The 20561-nt window shown below is 70.0% G+C and carries 18 protein-coding genes and 3 pseudogenes; 10 read left to right on the top strand and 11 right to left on the bottom strand.

Features of this window, described 5'->3' with window-relative positions; genetic code table 11:
* Positions 1 to 13 precede the first annotated feature (13 nt).
* On the bottom strand, positions 14 to 1186 hold the full coding sequence (locus LRS04_RS17735; protein WP_257817475.1) for a deoxyguanosinetriphosphate triphosphohydrolase: 1173 nt from the start codon (positions 1184 to 1186) through the stop codon (positions 14 to 16).
* Positions 1187 to 1266: 80 nt separating this feature from the next.
* Between LRS04_RS17735 and erpA the strand changes: the two genes are divergently transcribed.
* Positions 1267 to 1599 carry an iron-sulfur cluster insertion protein ErpA gene (gene erpA, locus LRS04_RS17730; RefSeq protein ID WP_257817474.1) on the top strand — a complete coding sequence of 111 codons (333 nt, stop codon included), beginning with the start codon at positions 1267 to 1269 and terminating at the stop codon, positions 1597 to 1599.
* A gap of 1 nt (position 1600) precedes the next feature.
* Here erpA and LRS04_RS27055 read toward each other — a convergent pair whose 3' ends face one another.
* A complete protein-coding gene (locus LRS04_RS27055) occupies positions 1601 to 2380 on the bottom strand; it encodes an SRPBCC domain-containing protein (RefSeq protein WP_308238171.1) in 780 nt (259 codons plus the stop codon).
* A complete protein-coding gene (locus LRS04_RS17715) occupies positions 2377 to 3030 on the bottom strand; it encodes a glutathione S-transferase family protein (protein WP_257817472.1) in 654 nt (217 codons plus the stop codon). The genes LRS04_RS27055 and LRS04_RS17715 overlap by 4 nt, the downstream gene beginning before the upstream one ends.
* 113 nt (positions 3031 to 3143) lie before the next feature.
* On the opposite strand from LRS04_RS17715, the gene xth reads away from it, so the two are divergent.
* The 3 genes and pseudogenes from xth to LRS04_RS17700 form a co-directional block, all read left to right on the top strand.
* Positions 3144 to 3923, top strand: coding sequence for an exodeoxyribonuclease III (gene xth, locus LRS04_RS17710; RefSeq protein ID WP_257817471.1), 780 nt, complete (start codon positions 3144 to 3146; stop codon positions 3921 to 3923).
* 46 nt (positions 3924 to 3969) lie between these two features.
* Positions 3970 to 4548 carry a hypothetical protein gene (locus LRS04_RS17705; RefSeq protein WP_257817470.1) on the top strand — a complete coding sequence of 193 codons (579 nt, stop codon included), beginning with the start codon at positions 3970 to 3972 and terminating at the stop codon, positions 4546 to 4548.
* A gap of 176 nt (positions 4549 to 4724) precedes the next feature.
* Positions 4725 to 5177 (top strand): annotated as a pseudogene (locus LRS04_RS17700) (NnrU family protein); the annotation flags it as partial.
* A gap of 237 nt (positions 5178 to 5414) precedes the next feature.
* Here LRS04_RS17700 and LRS04_RS17690 read toward each other — a convergent pair.
* The 3 genes and pseudogenes from LRS04_RS17690 to LRS04_RS17680 form a co-directional block, all read right to left on the bottom strand.
* On the bottom strand, positions 5415 to 6101 hold the full coding sequence (locus LRS04_RS17690; RefSeq protein ID WP_257817469.1) for an aspartate/glutamate racemase family protein: 687 nt from the start codon (positions 6099 to 6101) through the stop codon (positions 5415 to 5417).
* 1 nt (position 6102) lies between these two features.
* Positions 6103 to 7491, bottom strand: a complete 1389-nt coding sequence (locus LRS04_RS17685; protein ID WP_257817468.1) for a dihydroxy-acid dehydratase — start codon at positions 7489 to 7491, stop codon at positions 6103 to 6105.
* A 76-nt stretch (positions 7492 to 7567) separates the two neighbouring features.
* Positions 7568 to 7654, bottom strand: a pseudogene (locus tag LRS04_RS17680) (hypothetical protein); the annotation flags it as partial.
* 719 nt (positions 7655 to 8373) lie between these two features.
* Between LRS04_RS17680 and LRS04_RS17675 the strand changes: the two are divergent.
* On the top strand, positions 8374 to 11118 hold the full coding sequence (locus LRS04_RS17675; RefSeq protein WP_257817467.1) for a TonB-dependent receptor: 2745 nt from the start codon (positions 8374 to 8376) through the stop codon (positions 11116 to 11118).
* 62 nt (positions 11119 to 11180) lie between these two features.
* Here LRS04_RS17675 and LRS04_RS27050 read toward each other — a convergent pair whose 3' ends face one another.
* The 3 genes and pseudogenes from LRS04_RS27050 to LRS04_RS28235 all read right to left on the bottom strand — a co-directional run bounded on the left by LRS04_RS27050 (position 11181) and on the right by LRS04_RS28235 (position 13010).
* The gene (locus LRS04_RS27050; protein WP_308238170.1) at positions 11181 to 11678 is read right to left on the bottom strand and encodes a globin; all 498 of its coding nucleotides are present in this window, start codon (positions 11676 to 11678) and stop codon (positions 11181 to 11183) included.
* Positions 11564 to 12043 carry a glutathione peroxidase gene (locus tag LRS04_RS17665; protein ID WP_257817465.1) on the bottom strand — a complete coding sequence of 160 codons (480 nt, stop codon included), beginning with the start codon at positions 12041 to 12043 and terminating at the stop codon, positions 11564 to 11566. The genes LRS04_RS27050 and LRS04_RS17665 overlap by 115 nt, the downstream gene beginning before the upstream one ends.
* Positions 12044 to 12085: 42 nt before the next feature.
* A pseudogene (locus tag LRS04_RS28235) lies at positions 12086 to 13010 on the bottom strand (Gfo/Idh/MocA family protein).
* Positions 13011 to 13114: 104 nt separating this feature from the next.
* On the opposite strand from LRS04_RS28235, the gene LRS04_RS17655 reads away from it, so the two are divergent.
* Together LRS04_RS17655 and LRS04_RS17650 are read left to right on the top strand one after the other, a co-directional pair.
* A complete protein-coding gene (locus LRS04_RS17655) occupies positions 13115 to 14116 on the top strand; it encodes an NADP-dependent oxidoreductase (protein WP_257817464.1) in 1002 nt (333 codons plus the stop codon).
* Positions 14117 to 14189: 73 nt separating this feature from the next.
* Complete coding sequence (locus LRS04_RS17650; RefSeq protein ID WP_257817463.1) at positions 14190 to 15092, top strand: cobalamin biosynthesis protein CbiG; 903 nt, start codon at positions 14190 to 14192, stop codon at positions 15090 to 15092.
* On the opposite strand, the gene LRS04_RS17645 is transcribed toward LRS04_RS17650, so the two are convergent.
* Positions 15089 to 16012: a LytTR family DNA-binding domain-containing protein gene (locus tag LRS04_RS17645; protein ID WP_257817462.1), complete on the bottom strand. Its 924-nt coding sequence runs from the start codon at positions 16010 to 16012 to the stop codon at positions 15089 to 15091. The two genes, LRS04_RS17650 and LRS04_RS17645, sit on opposite strands and share 4 nt — an antisense overlap.
* 2 nt (positions 16013 to 16014) lie before the next feature.
* Between LRS04_RS17645 and LRS04_RS17640 the strand changes: the two genes are divergently transcribed.
* Together LRS04_RS17640 and LRS04_RS17635 are read left to right on the top strand one after the other, a co-directional pair.
* Positions 16015 to 16899 carry a PQQ-binding-like beta-propeller repeat protein gene (locus LRS04_RS17640; protein ID WP_257817461.1) on the top strand — a complete coding sequence of 295 codons (885 nt, stop codon included), beginning with the start codon at positions 16015 to 16017 and terminating at the stop codon, positions 16897 to 16899.
* Complete coding sequence (locus tag LRS04_RS17635) at positions 16814 to 17947, top strand: PQQ-binding-like beta-propeller repeat protein (protein WP_257819173.1); 1134 nt, start codon at positions 16814 to 16816, stop codon at positions 17945 to 17947. The genes LRS04_RS17640 and LRS04_RS17635 overlap by 86 nt, the downstream gene beginning before the upstream one ends.
* 15 nt (positions 17948 to 17962) lie before the next feature.
* Here LRS04_RS17635 and LRS04_RS17630 read toward each other — a convergent pair whose 3' ends face one another.
* Positions 17963 to 19366 carry an MATE family efflux transporter gene (locus LRS04_RS17630; protein WP_374576600.1) on the bottom strand — a complete coding sequence of 468 codons (1404 nt, stop codon included), beginning with the start codon at positions 19364 to 19366 and terminating at the stop codon, positions 17963 to 17965.
* Between the two features lie 142 nt (positions 19367 to 19508).
* Here LRS04_RS17630 and LRS04_RS17625 point away from each other — a divergent pair, with 142 nt between their 5' ends.
* Entirely contained in the window at positions 19509 to 20561 is a 1053-nt protein-coding gene (locus LRS04_RS17625) for a phosphotransferase family protein (RefSeq protein WP_257817459.1), read from the top strand.

Raw genomic sequence — 20561 nt, 5'->3', positions numbered from 1 at the left:
ATGCGGCGGAACGCTACCCCAGCACATCCAGGTGGAAGAGCTTGCGGTGCTCCTCGATGGCGAAGCGGTCGGTCATGCCGGCGATGTAGTCGCAGACCACCCGCGCCTTGCCCGCCTCGTCCCGCGTCGCGGCCCGCTCGCCCCAGTCGGCGGGCAGGACGTCCGGCTCGTGCATGAAGAGCTGGAACATCTCCGCCAGGATGCGCCGCGCCTGGCTGCGGGTCCGGTTGACCTTCCAATGGCGGTACATGCGCTCCATCAGGAAGGTGCGAAGCGCCGACAGGTCCTCGACCATGTCCCGCGAGAAGGCGACCACGGCGTGGTCGAGATTGCGGACCTCCTCGGCGGATTTCAGCCCGTCGGCCCGGCGGCGGGTCTCGGCCATGACGTCGTCGACCATGGCGCCGATCATCCGGCGCACGGCCTCCAGACGGATGATCCGCTGGTCGCAGTCGGGGAAGTCGGCCATGGCGGAGTGCACGTGCGGCCCGATCAGCGGCACGTCGAGCAGTTCCTTCAGGAAGAACAGGCCCGCCTCGACGCCGTCGTCCACGTCGTGGTTGTTGTAGGCAATGTCGTCGGCCAGCGCGGCGACCTGGGCCTCCGCCGACGCCCAGGTGCCGAGCCTCAGCCCGTAGTCGGCGTCGAACTCGGCGATGGCGGCCCAGGACGGCCGGTCGAGCTTATCGGCCACGGGTCCGTTGTGCTTGATGACGCCTTCCAGGGTCTCCCAGGTGAGGTTCAAGCCGTCGAAGCGCGGGTAGCGGCGCTCCAGCTTGGTGACCACCCGGAAGGTCTGGACGTTGTGGTCGAAGCCGCCGAAGCCCTGCATCTGGACCTGCAGCTCGTCCTCGCCGGCGTGGCCGAACGGCGGATGGCCGAGGTCGTGGGCCAGCGCGATGGTCTCCGCGAGGTCCGCGTCGAGGCCGAGCGCGGTGGCCACGCTGCGGGCGATCTGCGCCACCTCGAGGCTGTGGGTCAGGCGCGTGCGGAAGTGATCGCCCTCGTGCGCCACGAAGACCTGGGTCTTCTCCTTCAGGCGGCGGAAGGCGGTGGAATGGATGATCCGGTCACGGTCCCTGGCGAACGGCGTCCGGGTGCGGCTCTCGGGCTCTGCGACCTTGCGGCCGCGGCTGGCGTCGGGGTTTTCGGCAAAGAGCGCGCGAGGCGGGGTCGTAAGGGCCATGAAACCGTTTCGATCTAGGCCTCTTGGTCGAAGCCGCAGGTGACCTCATATAGGCTAAGCCCTGCAAACGTTTAACAGCCATGACCACGACTGACGTCACCCTCTCCGAAAGCGCCGCCCAGCGCATCCGCGCCATCGGCCAGGCCGAAGGCCGCGACGTCATGCTCCGCGTGGCCGTCGAAGGCGGCGGCTGCTCCGGCTTCCAGTACCAGTTCGACCTCGTGGACGAGGTCCAGGACGACGACCTCCGGGTCGAGCGCAATGGCGTGGCCGCCCTCGTGGACACCGTCTCCCTGCCCTTCCTGAAGGGCTCAGAGATCGATTTCGTCGATGAACTGGCCGGCGCGGAGTTCCGGGTGCGCAACCCGAACGCCAAGTCGAGCTGCGGCTGCGGCGTCAGCTTCTCGATCTAGGTCAGCGACATTCCGAACTTCTCGAGCAGCCAGGCGGTCCCCTCCTCGCGGCTGCCGGCGTCGTCGTAGCCGTCCAGGAAGGGGCGCCCTGCTCGGTCATCACGAGCCGCGTCCCCTCGCCGTCCGCGTGGAACTCGATCGTGGCCAGCGAGACCGAGAGCTTCACCCTGTCCACATACATGTCGTAGCCGTAGATGATCCGGGCGTTGGGGATCACCTCGAAGTAGCGGGCCTGGAAATCCGAGACCTTGCCGCTGGGATGCCGGCCCCACAGGCGCTCGGCGCCGCCGGCGCGGAAGTCGAGGCTGCGCTCGTAAATCTCCGTGCCTTCCGGACCGTCGAACCACCTCGCCTTCGCTTCGGCGCTGGCCCAGGCGGCGAAGGCGCGGGCCGGCGGGACCGGATAGCGCCGCTCCAGGCAGAAGGTGGCGTGGACGACGTTGCGTTCGGTCATGAGGGCTTCTCCGGGCCTTCGGCGAGGTAGCTCCCCAGCCGGTCGAGGCGCCGATCCCATTCCAGGCGCCGGTCGTTGATCCATCGCTCGGCGCGGCTCAGCGCGCCGACGTCGAGCTGGCAGGTCCGCACGCGGCCGACCTTGCGCGAGGTGACGACCCCCCGCGGCCTCCAGCACAGCCAGGTGCTGCACCACCGCTGGCAGGCTGATGTCGAACGGCCTGGCAAGGTCGCTCACCGAGGCGGGCCCGCGGCTCAGCCGCTCCAGCATGGCGCGCCGCGTGGGGTCGGCCAGAGCCTGGAACAGGGTGTCGAGGTCGCCGCTCACGCGGCCTTCCGGCCCGGGAACATGTGGAAGACGGGCTCGGCCTCCCGCAGTACGCGGGCGAAGGACGGCCGGGCTTCCAGCCGGTCGAGGTAGGCGCCGAGCGTCGGGTGGCTCGCGCGGAACGGCAGCACCTTGTCGGCGTAGAACAGCGACGGCGCGGCGGCGCAGTCGGCCAGGGTGAAGGTGTCGCCCGCCGCCCAGGTCCGGCCGGCCAGTTCGCGCTCGAGATAGTCGTAGGCGCGCGCCAGCAGGGCGTCCGCCTGGGCCACGCCCACGGGATCGTCGCCGCCCCGGAAGTTCTCGGCCACGACGCGCGACATCGGCTCCATGACGTAGCTGTCGAACACCCGGTCCAGAAGCCGGACGCGGAGCGCAGCCTCGAGGTCGGCCGGGATCATCCCGGCCGATGGGGCGTGGAACGCCTGGAGGTACTCCACGATCACGCTGGTCTCGGCGACCACAGCGTCGCGGCCGGTGTCCTCCAGCACAGGCATCTTGCCCAACGGCCAGCGGGCGTAATGCGCGTTCCGCTTCGCCTCGTCGTAAAGCTCCAACAATCGCGCCTCGAACGGCAGATCCATCTCGTAGAGGGCGATCTTCGCCTTCCAGCAGTAGGAGGAGAGCGGGTGCTCGTGGAGGATCAGGGGCATGGCGCGGCCTTCACTTAAGTCATTGCTTAAGTATCAGCGGCGGATGGCCGCCGCAAGCCATTGAGCGCGACGCCCCGGCCCTCTAGCTTCCCGGCCCTGAACCGGAGCCCCGCATGCGCATCGCCACCTGGAACGTGAACTCGGTCAACGCCCGCCTCGAGACGGTGGTGCGCTGGTTCGAGGCGGCCCAGCCCGACGTGGCCTGCCTGCAGGAGATCAAGTGCGTGGACGAGAAGTTCCCCGCCGAGGCCTTCGAGCGGCTGGGCTACAACATCGCCGTCCACGGCCAGAAGGCCTACAACGGCGTGGCGCTGCTCTCGAAGGCGCCGCTGGAGGACGTCCGCCGCGGCCTGCCCGGCGACGACACCGACGAGCAGGCGCGCTACCTGGAGGCGGTGATCTCGGGCCCCCGCCCCGTCCGCGTCGCCTCGATCTACCTGCCGAACGGCAATCCCATCGCCACCGAGAAGTTCGCCTACAAGCTCGGCTGGATGGCCCGGCTGAACGCCCATGCCCGCGCGCTCATGGCCTTCGAGGAGCCTCTGGTCCTGGCCGGCGACTACAACGTGATCCCGGAGCCGCGTGACGCCGAGTTCCCGAAGAACTGGGTCGACGACGCCCTCTTCCAGCCGGAGAGCCGCGAGGCGTTCCGGGCGCTGAAGTGGATGGGCCTCACCGACGCCTACCTGGAGGCGGACGGCGCGCCGGGCGCCTACACCTTCTGGGACTACCAGGCCGGCGCCTGGCAGCGGAACAACGGCATCCGCATCGACCACGCCCTGCTCTCGCCGCAGGCCGCCGACCTGCTGCAGGGCGTCTCGATCCACCGCGACGTGCGCAGCTGGGACAAGCCTTCCGACCATGTGCCGCTGGTGGTCGAGCTCGACGCCTGACCCACCCCCTTCCGGGGGACTCGCAAAACGGGCTTAGCCTTGTCCCATGGACGAGCTTGCACGCCTCCTTGTGCTGCTCGCGCTCGCGGGCGTGGCCCTCACCGTGGTGGGGACCCTCGCCGCCCGCCTGTCCACCGAAGACCGCAAGATCCGCCGCAGCCTGAAGAAGGTCCTGAAGGCCGATCCCCACGCGATGCTGGTCGCGCCGGGTCGCGGCCGCGGCGTCGGCTTCAACTTCACGTCCGAACGCATGGCCGTCTGCTGGGACACCGGCGCGTGGTGCCTGGTCTACCGGATCGACGAGATGGTCGGGGCGGAACTGATCATCGACGGCCAGGTGACGGCGCGGGCGCATCGCGGCGAGGCCCGCCGGGCGCTGGACCTGCTGACCGGCGCGGACGAGCTGGTGCGGCTGCGGCTGATTTTCGACGATCCGCGGCATCCCGACTTCGACCTCGACCTCTGGCTCGCCGAGGACGAGGGCCGGCGCGGGGCCCCGTCGGCCCGACGCGGTCCAGGAAGCCAACCGCTGGCTCGCCCGCGCCGAGGCGGTCGTGCGGAAGCCCATTTCCCTGCAACCCGCCCGGCCGCCGTCCGTCGAAGCGCCGCCGCCGGCCGGGCCTGAACCGGATCCGGCTCCCCCGCCGCGAGCCGCCTTGCCGGCCGCGACGGCCGCGACCGCCGCGACGGCCGCGACGGCGGAGGATCTGTTCGACCTGCCGCCTTGGGAGGACGATCCGGACGACGCCTTCATTGACAGCGTAAACCGGTAGGCCCACGCTCATCCAAACCGGGGATGCGATGATGCAGAATCTGATCGCCGCCGCCGCCTTCTTCGTCCTCCTGCACCTGTTGATATCGGGCACGCGCCTCCGGGACACGCTCGTCGCACGCCTGGGATCCGGGCCCTACATGGGTCTCTTTTCTCTGGCCTCGGTGGCCGGGCTCGTCTGGCTGGCGTGCGCCTATGCCGCGACGCGGGGGACCGAGAACGCGCTTCCGCTCTGGCGCCTGTCGTCGGTCGTCCACGGCTTCCAATTCTTCCTGCAGCTTGTCGCCGTGCTGTTCGTCGTCGTCGGCCTGACCACGCCCAACCCGACGAGCGTCCGCCAGGAGGGCGTGCTCGACCGCGCGGAGCCGGTCCAGGGCATGCTCCGGATCACCCGTCACCCGTTCCTGTGGGGCGTCGCGATCTGGGCGCTCGGCCACCTGCTGGCGAACAGCGACCCCGCGAGCCTTGTGCTCTTCGGCTCGCTGCTGGCCCTGGCCCTGTTCGGCACGGTGAGCATCGACGCCAAGCGCCGGCGCGCTGGGCGCGAAGTGGGACCGGTTCGCGGTCCAGACCTCCAACATCCCCTTCCTGGCGGTCGCCCAGGGGCGGCAGCGGCTGGAGGTGGGCGAGCTCGGGGCCTGGCGGGTGCTGGCCGCCGTCGTGGTGTGGATCGGCCTGATGCTCGCCCACCCGTTCCTGTTCGGCGTCGGCGTCCTCTACTAGGACAGCGCGAAGTCGATCGCCGCCTCGCAGTGGGCGACGGCGCTGTCCACGGTCGGCAGCGGCATCGCCGCGGGGTCCAGCAGCAGGCCGATCTCCGTGCAGCCGAAGATGATCCCGTCCGCGCCGGCCGCCCGGCCCCGCTCGATGATGCCCAGGACGACGGCCTTCGAGGACTCGGTGACCACGCCCTGGCAGAGTTCGTCGTAGATGATCGCGTGCAGCGTCTCGCGGTCGGCGGCCTCGGGCACAAGGCCGTCCAGCGCCTGCCCGCGCAGCCGGTCGAGGTAGAACGGCTTCTCCATGGTGAAGCGGGTGGCGAGCAGCAGCGGCCGGGTGACGCCGAGCCGCTTCAGCGCCTCGGCGGTGGCGTCGGCGATGTGGATGACCGGGACGCCCGCCTCGGCCACCTGCGGGGCGTTCAGGTGCATGGTGTTGGCGCAGATCACCATGGCCTCGGCGCCGGCCGCGACCAGGCGGCGCGCGGCGTCGGCGAACTGGCGGCCCGTCTCGTCCCAGTCGCCCTTCGCCTGCAGCTCGGCGATCGGCGCGAAATCCACCGACCAGAGGATCAGCTTGGCCGAATGCAGCCCGCCCAGCCGCTCGCGCACCAGCCGGTTCAGCAGCTGGTAGTAGACGACCGTGCTCTCGGCGCTGATCCCGCCGATCAGGCCCAGCGTCCTCATCTCAGAGGTCCGCGTAGACGTGGGTCTCGGCCTTGGCGCCCGGGTGGGTCACGGCGCCCAGGTGGGCCGGGCCGACCCCTTGCGCGAACTTCCAGATCGCGCCGGTCTGATAGTTGGTCTGCCGCGGCGGCTCCTGGGCCAGCAGGTGCGCGCGATGCTCGAGCTCGATGGGGTCGACCTCCAGCTCGATCGTGCCGGCGTCGGCGTCGATGGTGATGATGTCGCCGTCCTTCACCAGCGCGATCGGGCCGCCGGCGGCGGCTTCCGGTCCCACATGGCCGATGCAGAGGCCGCGGGTCGCACCCGAGAACCGGCCGTCGGTGATCAGGGCGATGTTCTCCACCCCCTGGCCATAGAGCGCCGCGGTGGTCGCCAGCATCTCGCGCATGCCGGGACCGCCCTTCGGCCCTTCGTAGCGGATCACCAGCACGTCGCCTTCCTTGTAGTCCCGGGCGGTGACGGCGGCGAAGCAGGCGTCCTCGCCGTCGAACACCCGGGCCGGGCCGCGGTGCCTGGTGTGCTTCAGACCGGCGACCTTGGTGATGCAGCCGTCGGGGGCGAGCGAGCCCCAGAGGCCGACCACGCCGCCGGTCGGCGACAGCGGGTTGGAGACCGGGCGGATGACCTCCTGGTCGTCGCGCCACCGCACGTCGGCGACGTTCTCGGCCAGGGTCTTGCCGGTGACGGTCATGACGTCGCCGTGCAGGTAGCCGCCCTCCAGCAGGGTCTTCAGCAGCATGGGCGTGCCGCCCGCCTCGCCCATGTCCTTGGCGACGAACCGGCCGCCGGGCTTCAGGTCGGCGATGTAGGGCGTGCGCGCGCAGATCTCGGCGAAGTCGCGGAGCGTGAACTCGATGCCGCACTCGTGCGCCATGGCCGGCAGGTGCAGGCCGCCGTTGGTGGAGCCGCCGCTGGCGGCGATCACCACCGCGGCGTTCTCGAACGCCTTGCGGGTGCAGATGTCGCGCGGCCGGATGTTGTTCTCGATCAGCCGCATGACCGCCTCGCCGGACGCCCGGGCGAACTGGTCTCGGTCGAGGTAGGCGGCCGGCAGGGCCGAGGAGAGCGGCAGTGCGAGGCCGATGGCCTCGGAGACCATGGCCATGGTGTTGGCGGTGAACTGGCCGCCGCAGGCGCCGTCGCCCGGGCAGGCGTGCTGCTCCACCTGGCAGAGGCGTTCCTCGCTGATGGCGCCGGCGGAGAACTGGCCCACGGCCTCGAAGACGTCCTGGACGGTGAGGTCCTTGCCGTCCAGCCGGCCCGGCAGGATCGAGCCGCCGTAGATGAACACCGAGGGCACGTTCAGGCGCAGCATGGCCATCATCATGCCGGGCAGGCTCTTGTCGCAGCCGGCGACGCCCACCAGGGCGTCGTAGCCGTGGCCGCGCATGGTCAGCTCGACCGAGGTCGGCGATCACCTCGCGGCTGGCCAGCGACGAGCGCATCCCCTCGTGGCCCATGGCGATGCCGTCGGTGACGGTGATGGTGCAGAACTCGCGCGGCGTCCCGCCGGCCGCCTTCACGCCCTCGGCCGCGGCGTTGGCCTGGCGCATCAGGGCGGTGTTGCAGGGCGCGGCCTGGTTCCAGCAGGAGGCGACGCCCACGAACGGCTGGGCGATCTCCCGGCTGCCGAGGCCCATGGCGTAGTAGTACGAGCGATGCGGCGCCCGCGCGGGCCCCACGGTCACATGGCGGCTGGGGAGGTTCGACTTGTCCCAGGATCCGTCCGGCTTGCGGTGCATGCTCTACGCCCTCCGACTTGGCGGCCTTTCCTTAGAGGGCGCGTCCGCAGGGGGAAAGAGCCTGGCGGCGGAATGCAGCGCCAGTTGCGCCCGCTCTACTTACGGGTGTGCACGGAAGAAGCGGCGCAACAGTCACTCTCGCGCGTGCGAAGGACGGCGCCGATCCCTTACGCCACAAGTGTTTCAGAACCGACACGCGGCCTCGAACGACCTTGCGGCACACCATGAATACCGCATCGCACAAACAAAAGGGCGCGCTTTCGCGCGCCCTCAGGTTGTTCTCTGGGAAGAACAAAGTCAGTAACCGGGTCAGACTGACGCGCTTTCTGGCTCTCGACAACCCCTCATGAGTTGCACATCTGCCTGAATACATCGGCGGAGAGTGAGTCTTATTTAGTTATCAATGTTCAGTTTGCGTCCGAGCCGTTGACGGAGCGGCAACACTGCTTCAGCTTCGAAATCAAGCGCAGGAAATAGCGCTCTTCAGAGAAGCTGCGGGGAGGCGGCTGAAAATGCGGAAAATCCAATTGATGGCGTCCAGCGCTGTGCTGGCCGCCGTTCTCACGACGACTGCGCATGCGCAGGGCGTCAACACCATCGAAGAGCTCGTGGTCACCGCCGAGAAGCGGGAACAGAGCCTGCAGGACGTGCCGGTGGCGGTCTCCGCCTTCACGTCGGAAGGCCGGGATCTGATCGGCATCACCAGCGTCCAGGACATCACCAACTTCACGCCGGGCCTGCAGTACTCCAGCCAGACCGACCGGGTGAGCCTGCGCGGCGTCGGCCGGACCAGCAACGTCCACTCGGCCGACGCCTCGGTCTCGGTCTATTCCGACGGCATCTACACGACCTCCACGGTCGAGGCGGGCAAGACCCCCCTCTTCCTGGAGCGGACGGAGATCCTGCGCGGCCCGCAGTCGACGCTCTACGGCCGCAACGCGGTGGCCGGGGCCATCAACCTGGTCTCCAAGCGCCCGACCGAGGAGTGGTACGCGGAGGCCCGCGCCCAGTATCAGAACTACGACCACAGCCTGCTGGAGTTCGCGGCCTCGGGCCCGACGAAGATTCCGGGCGTCTATTTCCGGGTCGCGGCCAACTGGGAGAAGCAGCGCAAGGGCTGGATCGACAACATCGTCCCGGGCATGCCGGACGAAGGCAACGTCATCGACACCAACATCGTCGAGGGCCAGCTGAAGTTCGACTTCAACGAGAACTTCGAGGGCTGGGCCAAGCTCACCTGGATCGAGTGGCGCAACGGCGGCGGCGGTCCTGGCGCGCGGGCGACGTGGACGCCGGCCCCCTACCCCACCACCGAGGCGCTGTTCTCCACGGCCATTACGCTCAACCCGGGCTACGGCTGCAATCCGAACACCACAAACGTGGTCAATCCGTCACCCATGGGCTGCACCAACCCGGCCCTCACCAATCCCCGGAAGATCGCGTCCACGATCCCCTACGATGTGGACCTCAACGGCACCTACATCTTCGCCAGCGAGTGGACGTACCACTTCCCGAGCTTCGACCTGCGCTACCTGACCGGCGCGGTGAACTACAACTATGCGCTCAACGGCCCGACCCCGGTCGACCACACGGCGCCGATCACCTCCTACCGGCTGCCCTCGCTCATCCCGGGCGGCAACATCACGGTCAATCCGACCTACGCCTTCAACTACCAGGAGCGGGAGAACTGGTGGAGCAACGAGCTCACCCTGATCTCCACCCATGAGGGCCCGCTCCAGTGGCTGGCCGGCCTCTACTACTGGGACGAAAACTACACCCAGCCGGTCTACACCTACCTGCCGAACGAGCCGCGGGTCGAAGGCCCGTTCGGCGTCCCGGCGGTACTTTGCGCCCAGCGCGCGGGCGTCTGCCCGCCGAACCCCAACCGCCGCATCTTCGACACCGCGCCGGAATTCGACATCACGTCCAAGGCCGCCTACGGCCAGATCGACTGGCAGTTCGCCGAGACCTTCACCTTCACCGCCGGCCTGCGCTACTCGGTGGATCACAAGGAAGGCGTCGAGCGCGGCCGCCTGCTCTGCTACCTCGTCGCCGGCTGCTTCGCCGCGCCCGAGTTGAACGGCGCGGTCCCGGGCGGCATCCCGGTCGTCGACATCACCGAGAACCAGTGGTCCTCGCGTCCGGTGCTGCCGGAAGGCGTCGACGGGCCGACCACCTTCGACCGCGCCACCGGCTATGCGATGCGGAAGCTGTCCGACACCTGGAAGGAAGCCACCGGCAATGTCGGGGTGAAGTGGGAGCCGGACGCCGACACCAACGCCTACGCCCGCTACAGCCACGGCTACAAGCCGGGCGGCTACCGGATCGGGATCGACGTGGGCTTCTCGCCCAACCCGCGCACCGAGAAGGAGACTGTCGACGCTTTCGAGGTCGGCATGAAGAAGACCTTCGGCGGCAACCTCCAGACCAACCTCGCGGCCTTCTGGTACGACTACAAGAACGCCCAGATCCCGCTCAGCGTGATCAACACCTCGGGCGCGGTCGCGGTCTCCGAGGCCATCCTCTACAACGTGCCGGAAGCCACCTCGAAAGGCATCGAGCTGGAGTCGATCTGGCAACCGATCGACAACCTGCAGATCCTCTTCAACTACTCCTACCTGGACGCCGAGATCACCGAGGGCACCGCCGTCGACCCGGCGGACCCAGCGGCGCTCAATGCGCGGGCCCGGCCGATCACCGACCGGTCGACCTGCCGGGCCACGGTGTACGGGGACGCCACCACCACCTGCGCGGCGGACGTCTACACGAGCCCCCGCCCCGTCGTGAACGCGGCCGGCCAGACCACCCAGATCTCGGCCAATCCCGATCCGAACGGCGGCTTCCAGCGAGTGCAGGACCTGGACGGCAATTCCCTGCCGAACGCGCCCAGGCACAAGATCGCGATCAATGCGAACTACACCTATGACCTGCCGACCGGCGGGGCGATCGTCGGCTCGGTGAGCTATATCTGGCGCGACGCCCAGTACGGCTCGATCTTCAACCGCGACTACTACAAGTCGCCGTCGTGGGATCAGTGGGACGCGCGCGTCACCTGGCAGGCGCCCGACAACAAGGTGACGGTGATCGCCTTCATCCGGAACATCTTCGACGACCTCGGCTACGAGGGCGGCGCGGGCGGCGTCCGGCGGGCGGGCAGCGTCTACACGCCGCCGGCCGGCGCGCCGATCGTCAACTCTGTGCAGGGCGTCTACTCGACCTATCCGCTGACCGCGCCGCGCACCTACGGCGTCGAACTGCAGTACAGGTTCTTCTAGCCAGTACCGCCACGGGCATGACGTGGGCTGGGCGCCTCGCCCCTTCGGGCGGGGCGCCTTTCCTATGCCGGGGCGAGCGCGCCGACCCGGGCCAGGACCGCGTCCCAGGCGGCGTCGAATTCGGGCGTCCACTCGGAGCCCACGGCCTCGCGGCAGGTGTCGCGGACGATCGGGAAGAACTGGCCGAAGATCGCCGGGTCCACGCCGAAGGCATCGTGGTTCACGCGTTCGGCGGCGATGAAGCTGGCGCCGTAGCCGCCGTCGAGGTCCAGCAGGCACTGGAAGGCCACCGCCAGCATCTCGCCGCGCACCGCCCCCGTGGTGTCGCGCACGAACAGAGCCTCGGTCTCGGGAAAGGCCGCGAACAGCCGGGCATAGACGCGCGGCGCCGGATCGCCGATCCGCTCGGCGACCAGCTCGAGCGAGCGGGCGACCGCGTTCGCGCTCAGAGGGCCTTCTCGATCTGGTCGGTGATCTCGCTGTCGAGCGGATCTGTCCGCGGACCGAAGGCGCGGATCGCCTCGCCGTCCTTGCCGATCAGGATCTTGTGGAAATTCCATACCGGCACCGCCGGCTCGCCGAGCTCGGCCTCGGCCCAGCGGTAGAACGGGTGGGCGCCCTCGCCCTTCACCTCGACCTTGGAGGTCAGGGGGAAATCGACCTTGAACCGCGTCTCGCAGAACGCCTTGATCTCTGCCTCGGCGCCCGGCTCCTGGCCGGCGAACTGGTTGCAGGGCACGCCCAGCACCACGAGGCCCTTATCCCTGTAGGCCGAGTAGAGCTGTTCCAGCCCGTCGTACTGGGGCGTCAGCCCGCACGCCGAGGCGGTGTTCACCACCAGCACCACCTTATCGCGGAAGGTGGTCAGAGGCAGGTCGGCCCCATCGATGGTCTTGAAGGCGAAATCGTGGGCGCTGGACGTCATGGCGGGATCCTCCCGATGGTCAGGCCGACAACGCTAGACCCGTTACGCGGCGTCCTCCAACGCCTGTTCGATGGCGAGGCCGAGGTCGAGGGCGCGGATCGCCTCGTCGGCAGTGACCACCGGCCGCGGGGCCAGCCCCCGCACCGCCTGCAGGAAGCCCTCGACGCTGGCGCCCAGCGGGTCGGTGGCGGCCGGCGTCTCGGCGAAATCCGGGTTCAGGGCGAAGGGGGTGGTGTTGCGGAACTCCCGGGTCACGAAGTCGATCTCCACCTCGCCGGAGGGATAGACCACCTTCATGTGCCGCCGCCGTTCGGGCGCCAGCCGCGAGCAGTCGAATCGGGCGGTGAAGCCGTCCTCGAAGCTCACCTCGGCGCGGACCGCGTCCCAGACGTCGCCGGGCCCCCCGCTCGCCCTCGCTCTCGGCGGTCACCGGGTCGGCGGCGGAGATGGCGAGCGCCAGGTCGAGGTCGTGGATCATCAGGTCGAGCACGGCCGAGACGTCGCGGCTGCGCTCCGACGGCGGGCCATGGCGCAGGGCTTCCAGGAACAGCGGCTGCTCGGGCACATCCAGCAAGCCCATGGCCCGGAACACCACCCGTTCCTGGTGGCCGCAGGCGACGACCAGCTTCCGGGCCGCCGCGGCCGCCCTCACCTTCTCGGCGTCGGCGACGCTGACCGCGATCGGCTTCTCCACATAGACATGCTTGCCGGCCTCGAGCGCCGCCAGCGCCTGGGCCGCGTGGTGGGTGGCGGGCGACGCGATGGTCACCACGTCCACGGCGGCCAGGAATTCGTCCAGCTCGTGGAAGGCGCGCCCGCCCAGCGGAACGGCCACCTTGGCGGCGCGGTCGGGATGCGGATCCAGGACGGCCGAGAGCACGACGCCGTCGAGGCGGGCGTACTGGCGGGCATGGTAGCCGCCGAAGACGCCGGCGCCGATCACGCCCCCTCGCAGGGACTCAGCCATGGGAAGCTCCGAATTGGCGGGCGCCAGTACCAGACCACGGCCCTCGACGCCACCGCCGCCCTCAAGCTAAACAGGCGTTTGAACAATCATATGGAGGGACGACCATGGCCAGCGTGCGCGAAGTCCGGCTGAAGAGCCGGCCGGTGGGAACGCCGACCCGCGACAACTTCGAGATCGCCACGGTGGACCTGAAGGACCCGGGCCCCGGCGAGGTCCAGGTCAAGAACCTCTGGATGACGGTCGACCCCTACATGCGCGGCCGCATGAACGACGTGAAGAGCTACGCGCCGCCCTTCGCGCTCGGCGAGGCCATGCAGGGCGGCGCCATCGGCGAGGTCACCGCCTCCAACGACCCGAGCCTCAAGCCCGGCGACCTTGTCCAGTCCATGTTCGGCTGGCGCGAGGGCTTCACCGCCCCGGCCCAGGGCCTGCAGAAACTCGATCCGCGCGGCCTGCCGGTTCAGGCGTTCCTGGGCGCGGCCGGCATGCCGGGCCTCACCGCCTATGCCGGCCTGCTGCGGATCGCGGCCCTGAAGGACGGCGACGTGGTGTTCGTCTCCGGCGCGGCCGGCGCTGTCGGCTCGATGGTCGCGCAGATCGCCAAGGCCAAGGGCCATGAGGTGATCGGCTCGGCCGGCGGGGCGGAGAAGGTGGCCTTCCTGAAGGAGATCGGGGTCGACCACGTCATCGACTACAAGGCCGAGAAGGACCTGAACGCGGCCCTGGCCGCCGCCGCGCCCGGCGGCATCGACGTCTATTTCGACAACGTCGGCGGCGCCCATCTCGAGGCGGCGCTGAACTCGGCCAAGCTGTTCGCCCGCTTCGCGATCTGCGGGATGATCTCGATCTATAACGCCACCGAGCCGCCCCCCGGCCCGCGGAACCTCGCCCAGTTGATTGGCAAGAACATCCGCATGGAGGGCTTCATCGTCTCCCACCACTTCGACCTGATGCCGAAGTACATCGAGGACCTCTCGGGCTGGGTGAAGGACGGCAAGGTCAAGTGGAAGGAGACCGTGTTCGAGGGCATCGAGAAGAGCCCCGACGCCTTCCTCGGCCTCTTCACGGGCGAGAACCTCGGGAAGATGCTCGTCAAGCTCGCCTGAGCCCGACGCGGCCGTTGGCCCGTCGGCGCGGAGGGGTTAGAAGCCTCAGTCCCTCCCAACCGGAGCCGCCAACGTGCCGCGCCTGTTCAGCGCCTATGTGATCGTCGACTGGAGCGCCGCCTCGAAGCCGACGACCGGAGCCGATTCCGTCTGGATCGGCGTGCTGAAGCGCGACGTCCGCTTCCGCCTGGCTTTCGAGAGCTACAACCCGCCGACCCGGGCCGAGGCCGAGAAGAAGCTCGCCAGCCTGCTGGACGACTTCCGGAAGCGCTCCGAACGCGCGCTCGTGGGCTTCGATTTCCCGCTGGGCTTCCCGCGGGGCTTCGCCGCGGCGCTGAAGCTGCCCGGCGAGCCGCCCTGGCGCGCGGCCTGGGACCAGCTCGACAAGATGGCCAAGGACAAGGCCGACAACACCAACAACCGCTTCTCGGTGGGCTCGGAGATCAACCGGCGCCTGACCGGCGGCCCCTTCCCGTTCTGGGGCTGCCCGCCGAAGGACACGCTCACCACTCTGCAGCCGAAGCGCAGCCGCGAGCACGGCCCCGACGACCTTCCCGAGTTCCGGCACGCGGACCTGGCGGCCAAGGGCGCGGCCTCGATCTGGAAGCTCTACTACAACGGCTCGGTGGGCGGTCAGGCGATCCTCGGCATCCCGGCGGCCCGCCGGTTGAAGCTCGCCCGCGGCGAGGGCGTGAAGGCCTGGCCGTTCGAGACCGGCTTCAAGCCGCTGACCGAGGCCGATCTCGCCGGCGTCGAGGTGGTGCTGGCCGAGGTCTATCCGTCGCTCCTGAAGGTGACGCCGGGCCCCGGAGAGGTGAAGGACCTGGCCCAGGTGCGCGCCACGGCCGAGCACTTCGCGAAGCTGGACGAGGCCGGCAAGCTGGGCGCCCTGTTCGGTCCGCCGAAGGACGCCAGCGCCGACGTGGTGCTCGACGCCGAGCGCGAGGAAGGCTGGATCCTCGGCGCCGGCGCCTAGGCCGCCCGCAGCGTCTCCAGCGCCGTCCGGAAGCGCCGGGACAGCGGGGCCTCCAGCGTCCCCAGCTCCACCGCATAGTCGCCCGAACCTTCCGGGCGAAGGCCGCGCACCCGCGCGGCGTTGACCAGCCAGGACCGATGCGTCCTCACGAAGCCGCGCGGCGCGAGCTCCACCTCGAGCGTGGTCAGCGGCGCGCGCATCAACGGCCGCCGGCCATCGGCCAGCAGGAACTCGACGTAGTTGCCCGCCGAGCGGATCGCCAGGATTTCGGCGACGGGCGCGCGCACGATCCGGGCGCCGTCGCGGATGTCGAACAGCTCGGTTCCCGGACGGGACGGGTCCGCCGCCTGCTGGCGTCCGAAGACCAGGGTGAAGGCCACGAGGGCGCCCGCGTACACGGCCAGGTCCTTGGCCATCTCGTAGAGGAATTCGCTCAAGGGATGGCCGAAGTCGTACGGGTAGCCGAGCGCCAGGGGATAGGCGAGGCCCCGGAGCGCGACGAATCCCGAGACGTGGACCAGCGGATAGGCCAGGGCGCCGGCCGCGAAGACGAGGGCCACGCGCCAGGCGGGCGGGGAACGGCGACGCCGCCAGACCACCAGCAGCCCGGGAATCAGGATCGCCACGGAGTTCACCACCGCGCTGGAGCCCTCGTCGATGATCGACTGCAGCGGTGGGACCGGCAGGTCGTGCATGCGGGTCAGCACGTTCAGCACAAGCACCACGGCGATGATCGAGATCGCCACCAGCCAGCAGAGCAGCAGCGACCGGCGCTCCTCGCCGCTCAACCCGCGCCACGCGCGGACCGTCCCGGCGGCCTCCGGCTCGTCACCGCCCGCGCGCCGTTCGTCCCAGGAACCTTGGCCGGCGGCGCGAACGCGGTTCGTCTGGTCCGGCTTTCCCCAGGTGATGGACACCACGCATGCCCCCCATGCCCACGGCCCGCGCCGCCGCGGTTCTGAGCTTACTCGCAGCCGCGGCCTGTTCGCCAGCGGGCCGCGCGCCGGTCGCCCCGGTCGCGGATGCCGACTGGGCCTTCTATGGCGGCGACGCCGGCGGCCAGCGCTATTCCTCCGCCGCCCAGATCACGCCCGCGAACGTGAAGGGCCTGAAGGTCGCCTGGACCTATTCGAACGGCGAGGCGACCAGCCACGCCGACTTCATGGACCAGTCCTCCCTGCAGGTGACTCCGATCATGGCCGGCGGCCGGCTCTACGCCTGCTCGTCGTTCAACGCCGTCTCGGCCCACGATCCAGGCAGCGGCAGGGAGATCTGGCGGTTCGACCCCAAGGTCGATCCGGACGTGAACTATCCCAACGACTACGTCTGCCGGGGCGTCACCTACTGGCGTGACCCTGCCGCCCCGGCGGGTGCGGCCTGCGCCGAGCGGATCTATGCTCCGACCGCCGACCGCCGCCTGATCGCCCTCGACGCCGCCACCGGCAAGCTGTGCGCCGGCTTTGGGAGCCTGGGCGTCGTGCACGTCGGCGACGGCGTGAAACTGGCCCGCGAGGGCGCCATGCAGATCACCTCCCCGCCGGTGATCGCCCGGGGGCGTGATCGTCATCGGCTCGTCGATCGACGACAACCAGCGGGTGGACGAGGTCCGCGGCACGGTAAGGGCCTACGACGTGCGCACCGGCCAGCCGCGCTGGACCTTCGATCCGCTCGCCGCCGCGGCGCCCGGGGTCCGCGCCGGGGCCGCCAACGTCTGGGCGCCGATGTCGGCCGACGAGGCGCGCGGCCTGGTCTTCCTGCCGACGTCGAGCCCCAGCCCGGACTTCTGGGGCGGCGCGCGGGTCGGTGACGACGGCCACGCCAACTCCGTGGTCGCGCTGAACGCCGAGACCGGCCAGCCGGTCTGGAGCTTCGCCACCGTCCACCACGACGTCTGGGACTACGACGTCCCCGCCCAGCCGACGTTGGCCGACGTGGCCTACGGCGGCCGCACGACGCCCGCCGTGATCCAGCCCACCAAACAGGGCCTGATCTTCACCCTGGCCCGCGACGGCGGTGCGCCGGTGATCCCGGTGGAGGAGCGGCCGGTTCCGCAGGGCGGCATGCCCGGCGAGCAGCTCTCGCCGACCCAGCCCTTCCCGATCGCGCCAAAGCCGCTGGCGCCGATCACGCTCACCGACGACGACGCCTACGGCCTGACGCCCTGGGACAGGGGCGAATGCCGCAAGCTGATCCGCGCCACCCGGCACGACGGCATCTACACCCCGCCCTCGACGAAGGGGACCATCGTCCACCCGTTCACCGGCGGCGGCACGAACTGGGGCGGACTCGCCTTCGATCCCGGCCGGCAGATCGCCTTCGTCAACACCTCGAACCTGCTGCACAGGATCACCCTGATCCCGGCCGACCAGTTCAAGGCGGTGCGCGCCGCCAATCCCGGCCACGAGATCTCGCCCCAGGCCGGCGCGCCCTACGGCATGCGCCGCGACGTCCTGCTCTCGCCGCTCGGACTGCCCTGCAACAAGCCGCCGTGGGGCCGGCTGCACGCTGTCGACATGCGGACGGGCCAGGTGCTCTGGGAAGTCCCGCTCGGCACGACCGAGGCCCTGGCGCCCGGCACCCAGTTCCTGCTCGGCAACATCGGCGTGCCCAACGTCGGCGGGCCGATGGCCACCGGCGCGGGCCTGGTCTTCATCGGCGCGGCCATGGACAACTACCTGCGCGCCTTCGACGCCCGCACCGGCAAGGAGCTCTGGAAGGGCAAGCTGCCGGCCGGCGGCCAGGCCACGCCGATGACCTATGTCTGGAAGGGCCGGCAGTACGTGGTGATCGCCGCCGGCGGCCACTCCAAGCTCGACACCAAGCGCGGCGACCAGCTTGTGGCGTTCGCCCTCTAGGGTTCGGGCTGCCCTCTAGAGCTGGCGCCGGTCGCGCCTCGCCAGCATCCAGAAGCGGCCGAGCAACAGGACCGCCGAGACGATGCTGGCGATCACCACCGCCCAGGCGATGCCGTTGACGCCCTGGCCCATGGGAATCGCCAGCCACCAGGCGAGCGGCGCCATCAGGACGATGTAGCTGGCCAGGTGCGTATAGGTCGGCAGCCAGACGTCGCCGCGGGCCCGCAGCGCCTGGGCCGCCACCACCTGCAGGGCGTCAGGGAAGTACATGGCCGCCGAAAGCGCCAGCGCCGGGATGGCGAGGGCGAGCGTCGCCGCCTCCGTCGTGTAGCCCCGCGCGATCAGGCCGGCGGCCGGCCAGACGACCAGCGTCACCGCGATGCCGAACACCGCCGTGATCCCGAAGGAGACGGCGCCCGCCCGGTTCACGCCGCGGGCGTCCCGCGCGCCATAGGCGGAGCCCACCAGCACCGCGGCCCCTGTCGCCAGGCCGAGCGGCACCATGAAGACGATCGCGGCCACGTTCAGCACGATGGCCCAGGCGGCCACGGCCATGCCGCCAAGCCAGCCGGCGATGACGTTCATGCTGGCGAAGGACGCCACCTCGAAGAAATTCGATGCGCCGGCGCCATAGCCGATGCGCCGCTGCTCGGCCTCCGCGGCCTTGTCGCGGTCGGGCTTCCGGAAGACGCCGACCGTCCGCGCCTCGGGCATCCGCGCGATGTAGATCAGCATGGCCGCGGCCAGGAAGGTCCGCGCCGCGAAGGTCGACCAGGCGCCGCCGACGGCGCCCAGAGCCGGAAGGCCGAAGGTCCCCGGCACCAGCAGCAGGTTGAAGCCGAGGTTCACGATGTTCGCCGCCCACATGGCGATGGCCGCCGGCCCGGGTCGCGACTGGCCCTCCAGCCAGAAGCTGGCGGCGACGCTGATCGCATAGCCCGGCAGGGACAGCGCGAAGACCATCAGCGCCCGGCTCGCGCCGTCGGCCAGGTCCTGCTCCAGCCGGATCACGTGCATGAAGGGCGGGCCGGCGACCATCAGGATGATCATCGAGGCTATGCCCAGCCACAGGCTGTAGCTCAGGCCGCGCCGGAGCACCGCGCCGGTCTGATCGCGCCGACCCTCGCCGATGCGGCGCGCGGTCATCACCTGGATGCCGGTGAGCAGGCCCACCACGGCGGTCAGGACGACGCTCGTCGGCGCCCAGCCGAGCGCGTGATAGCCGAGCTCGATCGCGGAATACTGGCCGACCACGATGGCGTCGGTCAGGCCCATGGCCATGATGCCCAGGCGCGACAGGACGACCGGCCCGGACAGCTTCAGAAGCTGGGGCAGTTCCTCGCGAACGGGATGCGGGCGCGCCTCGGCGAGCGAGGGCGCCTGAGCCTGGGCGGGCTCCATGGGACACCTGATTGTCAAAGAGGGGGCCGAAACTGACGGTCGCGCCCGAAAAGGCAAGGCCAAGCTCTTCGCCTGTTAACCTTCTCCGTGAGCCCGTGGCCCGGAAGGCACAGGCGGGGCCGCTGGACTGCCCCAACGGCATCCCGGGCGGACTTCCGCGATGACCGCCACCGCGCCCGAACTGCCTGTCCGCGACGTCGTCCCGGCCCACCGCTTCGACGAGGCGAAGCTGCACGCCTGGCTCAGCGCCCAGCTTCCGGAGATCGGCGACGCCCTGCGCGTCCAGCAGTTCCAGGGCGGCGCGTCCAACCCGACCTTCCTGCTGACGAACGGCGAGGGCCGCCGCTACGTCCTGCGCAAGAAGCCGCCCGGCCAGCTCCTCTCCAGCGCCCACCAGGTGGAGCGGGAATATCGGGTGATGAAGGCCCTCGAGGGCCAGATCCCGGTCCCGAAGATGCGGGCGCTGTGCGAGGACGCCGACGTCATCGGCACGCCGTTCTACGTCATGGATTACCTGGCCGGCCGCATCTTCCGCGACGCGGCCCTGCCCGGCCTGGAGCCGGCGGAGCGCGCGGCGATCTACGATGACCTGAACGCGACCCTGGCGAAGCTGCACCAGGTGGACTTCGAGGCCGTGGGTCTCGGCGACTACGGCCGGCCCGGCAACTACTTCGAGCGCCAGGTGGCCCGCTGGACCCGCCAGTACCGCGACGCGGAGTCCGAGAGCATCCCGGCCATGGACGCCCTGATCGCCGAGCTGCCGGCCCGCATCCCCGCCGACCAGTCAGTCTCCATCGCGCATGGCGACTACCGGCTGGAGAACGTGATGTACCACCCGACCGAGCCCCGGATCATCGCCGTGCTCGACTGGGAGCTCTCGACCATCGGCCACCCGCTCGCCGACATCGCCTACAACGGCTTCATCTGGCGCTCGCACAGTCCGTCCTGGGGCAGCCTGGATGGCGTGGACCTCGCCGCGAGCGGTATCCCGACGGAGGCCGAGTACGTCGCCGCCTACTGCCGCCGCACCGGCCGCGATCACATCGAGGACTGGCCGTTCCTGATGGCCTTCTCGATCTTCCGCCTCGCCTCGATCTCACAGGGCGTCTACCGCCGCGTCCTGGCCGGGGTCGCCGCCAGCGACCGCGAGGCGATCAACGGCACGCCGGCGCTCGCCGAGCAGGCGCTTTCCATCCTCCATTCAGGCCGTTAG

This window comes from Phenylobacterium sp. J367 (genome assembly GCF_024699985.1).
Taxonomy (GTDB): Bacteria; Pseudomonadota; Alphaproteobacteria; order Caulobacterales; family Caulobacteraceae; genus Phenylobacterium.
The sequence above is the reverse complement of the archived record's forward strand: the minus strand, read 5'-3'. Positions and strand labels throughout refer to the sequence as shown.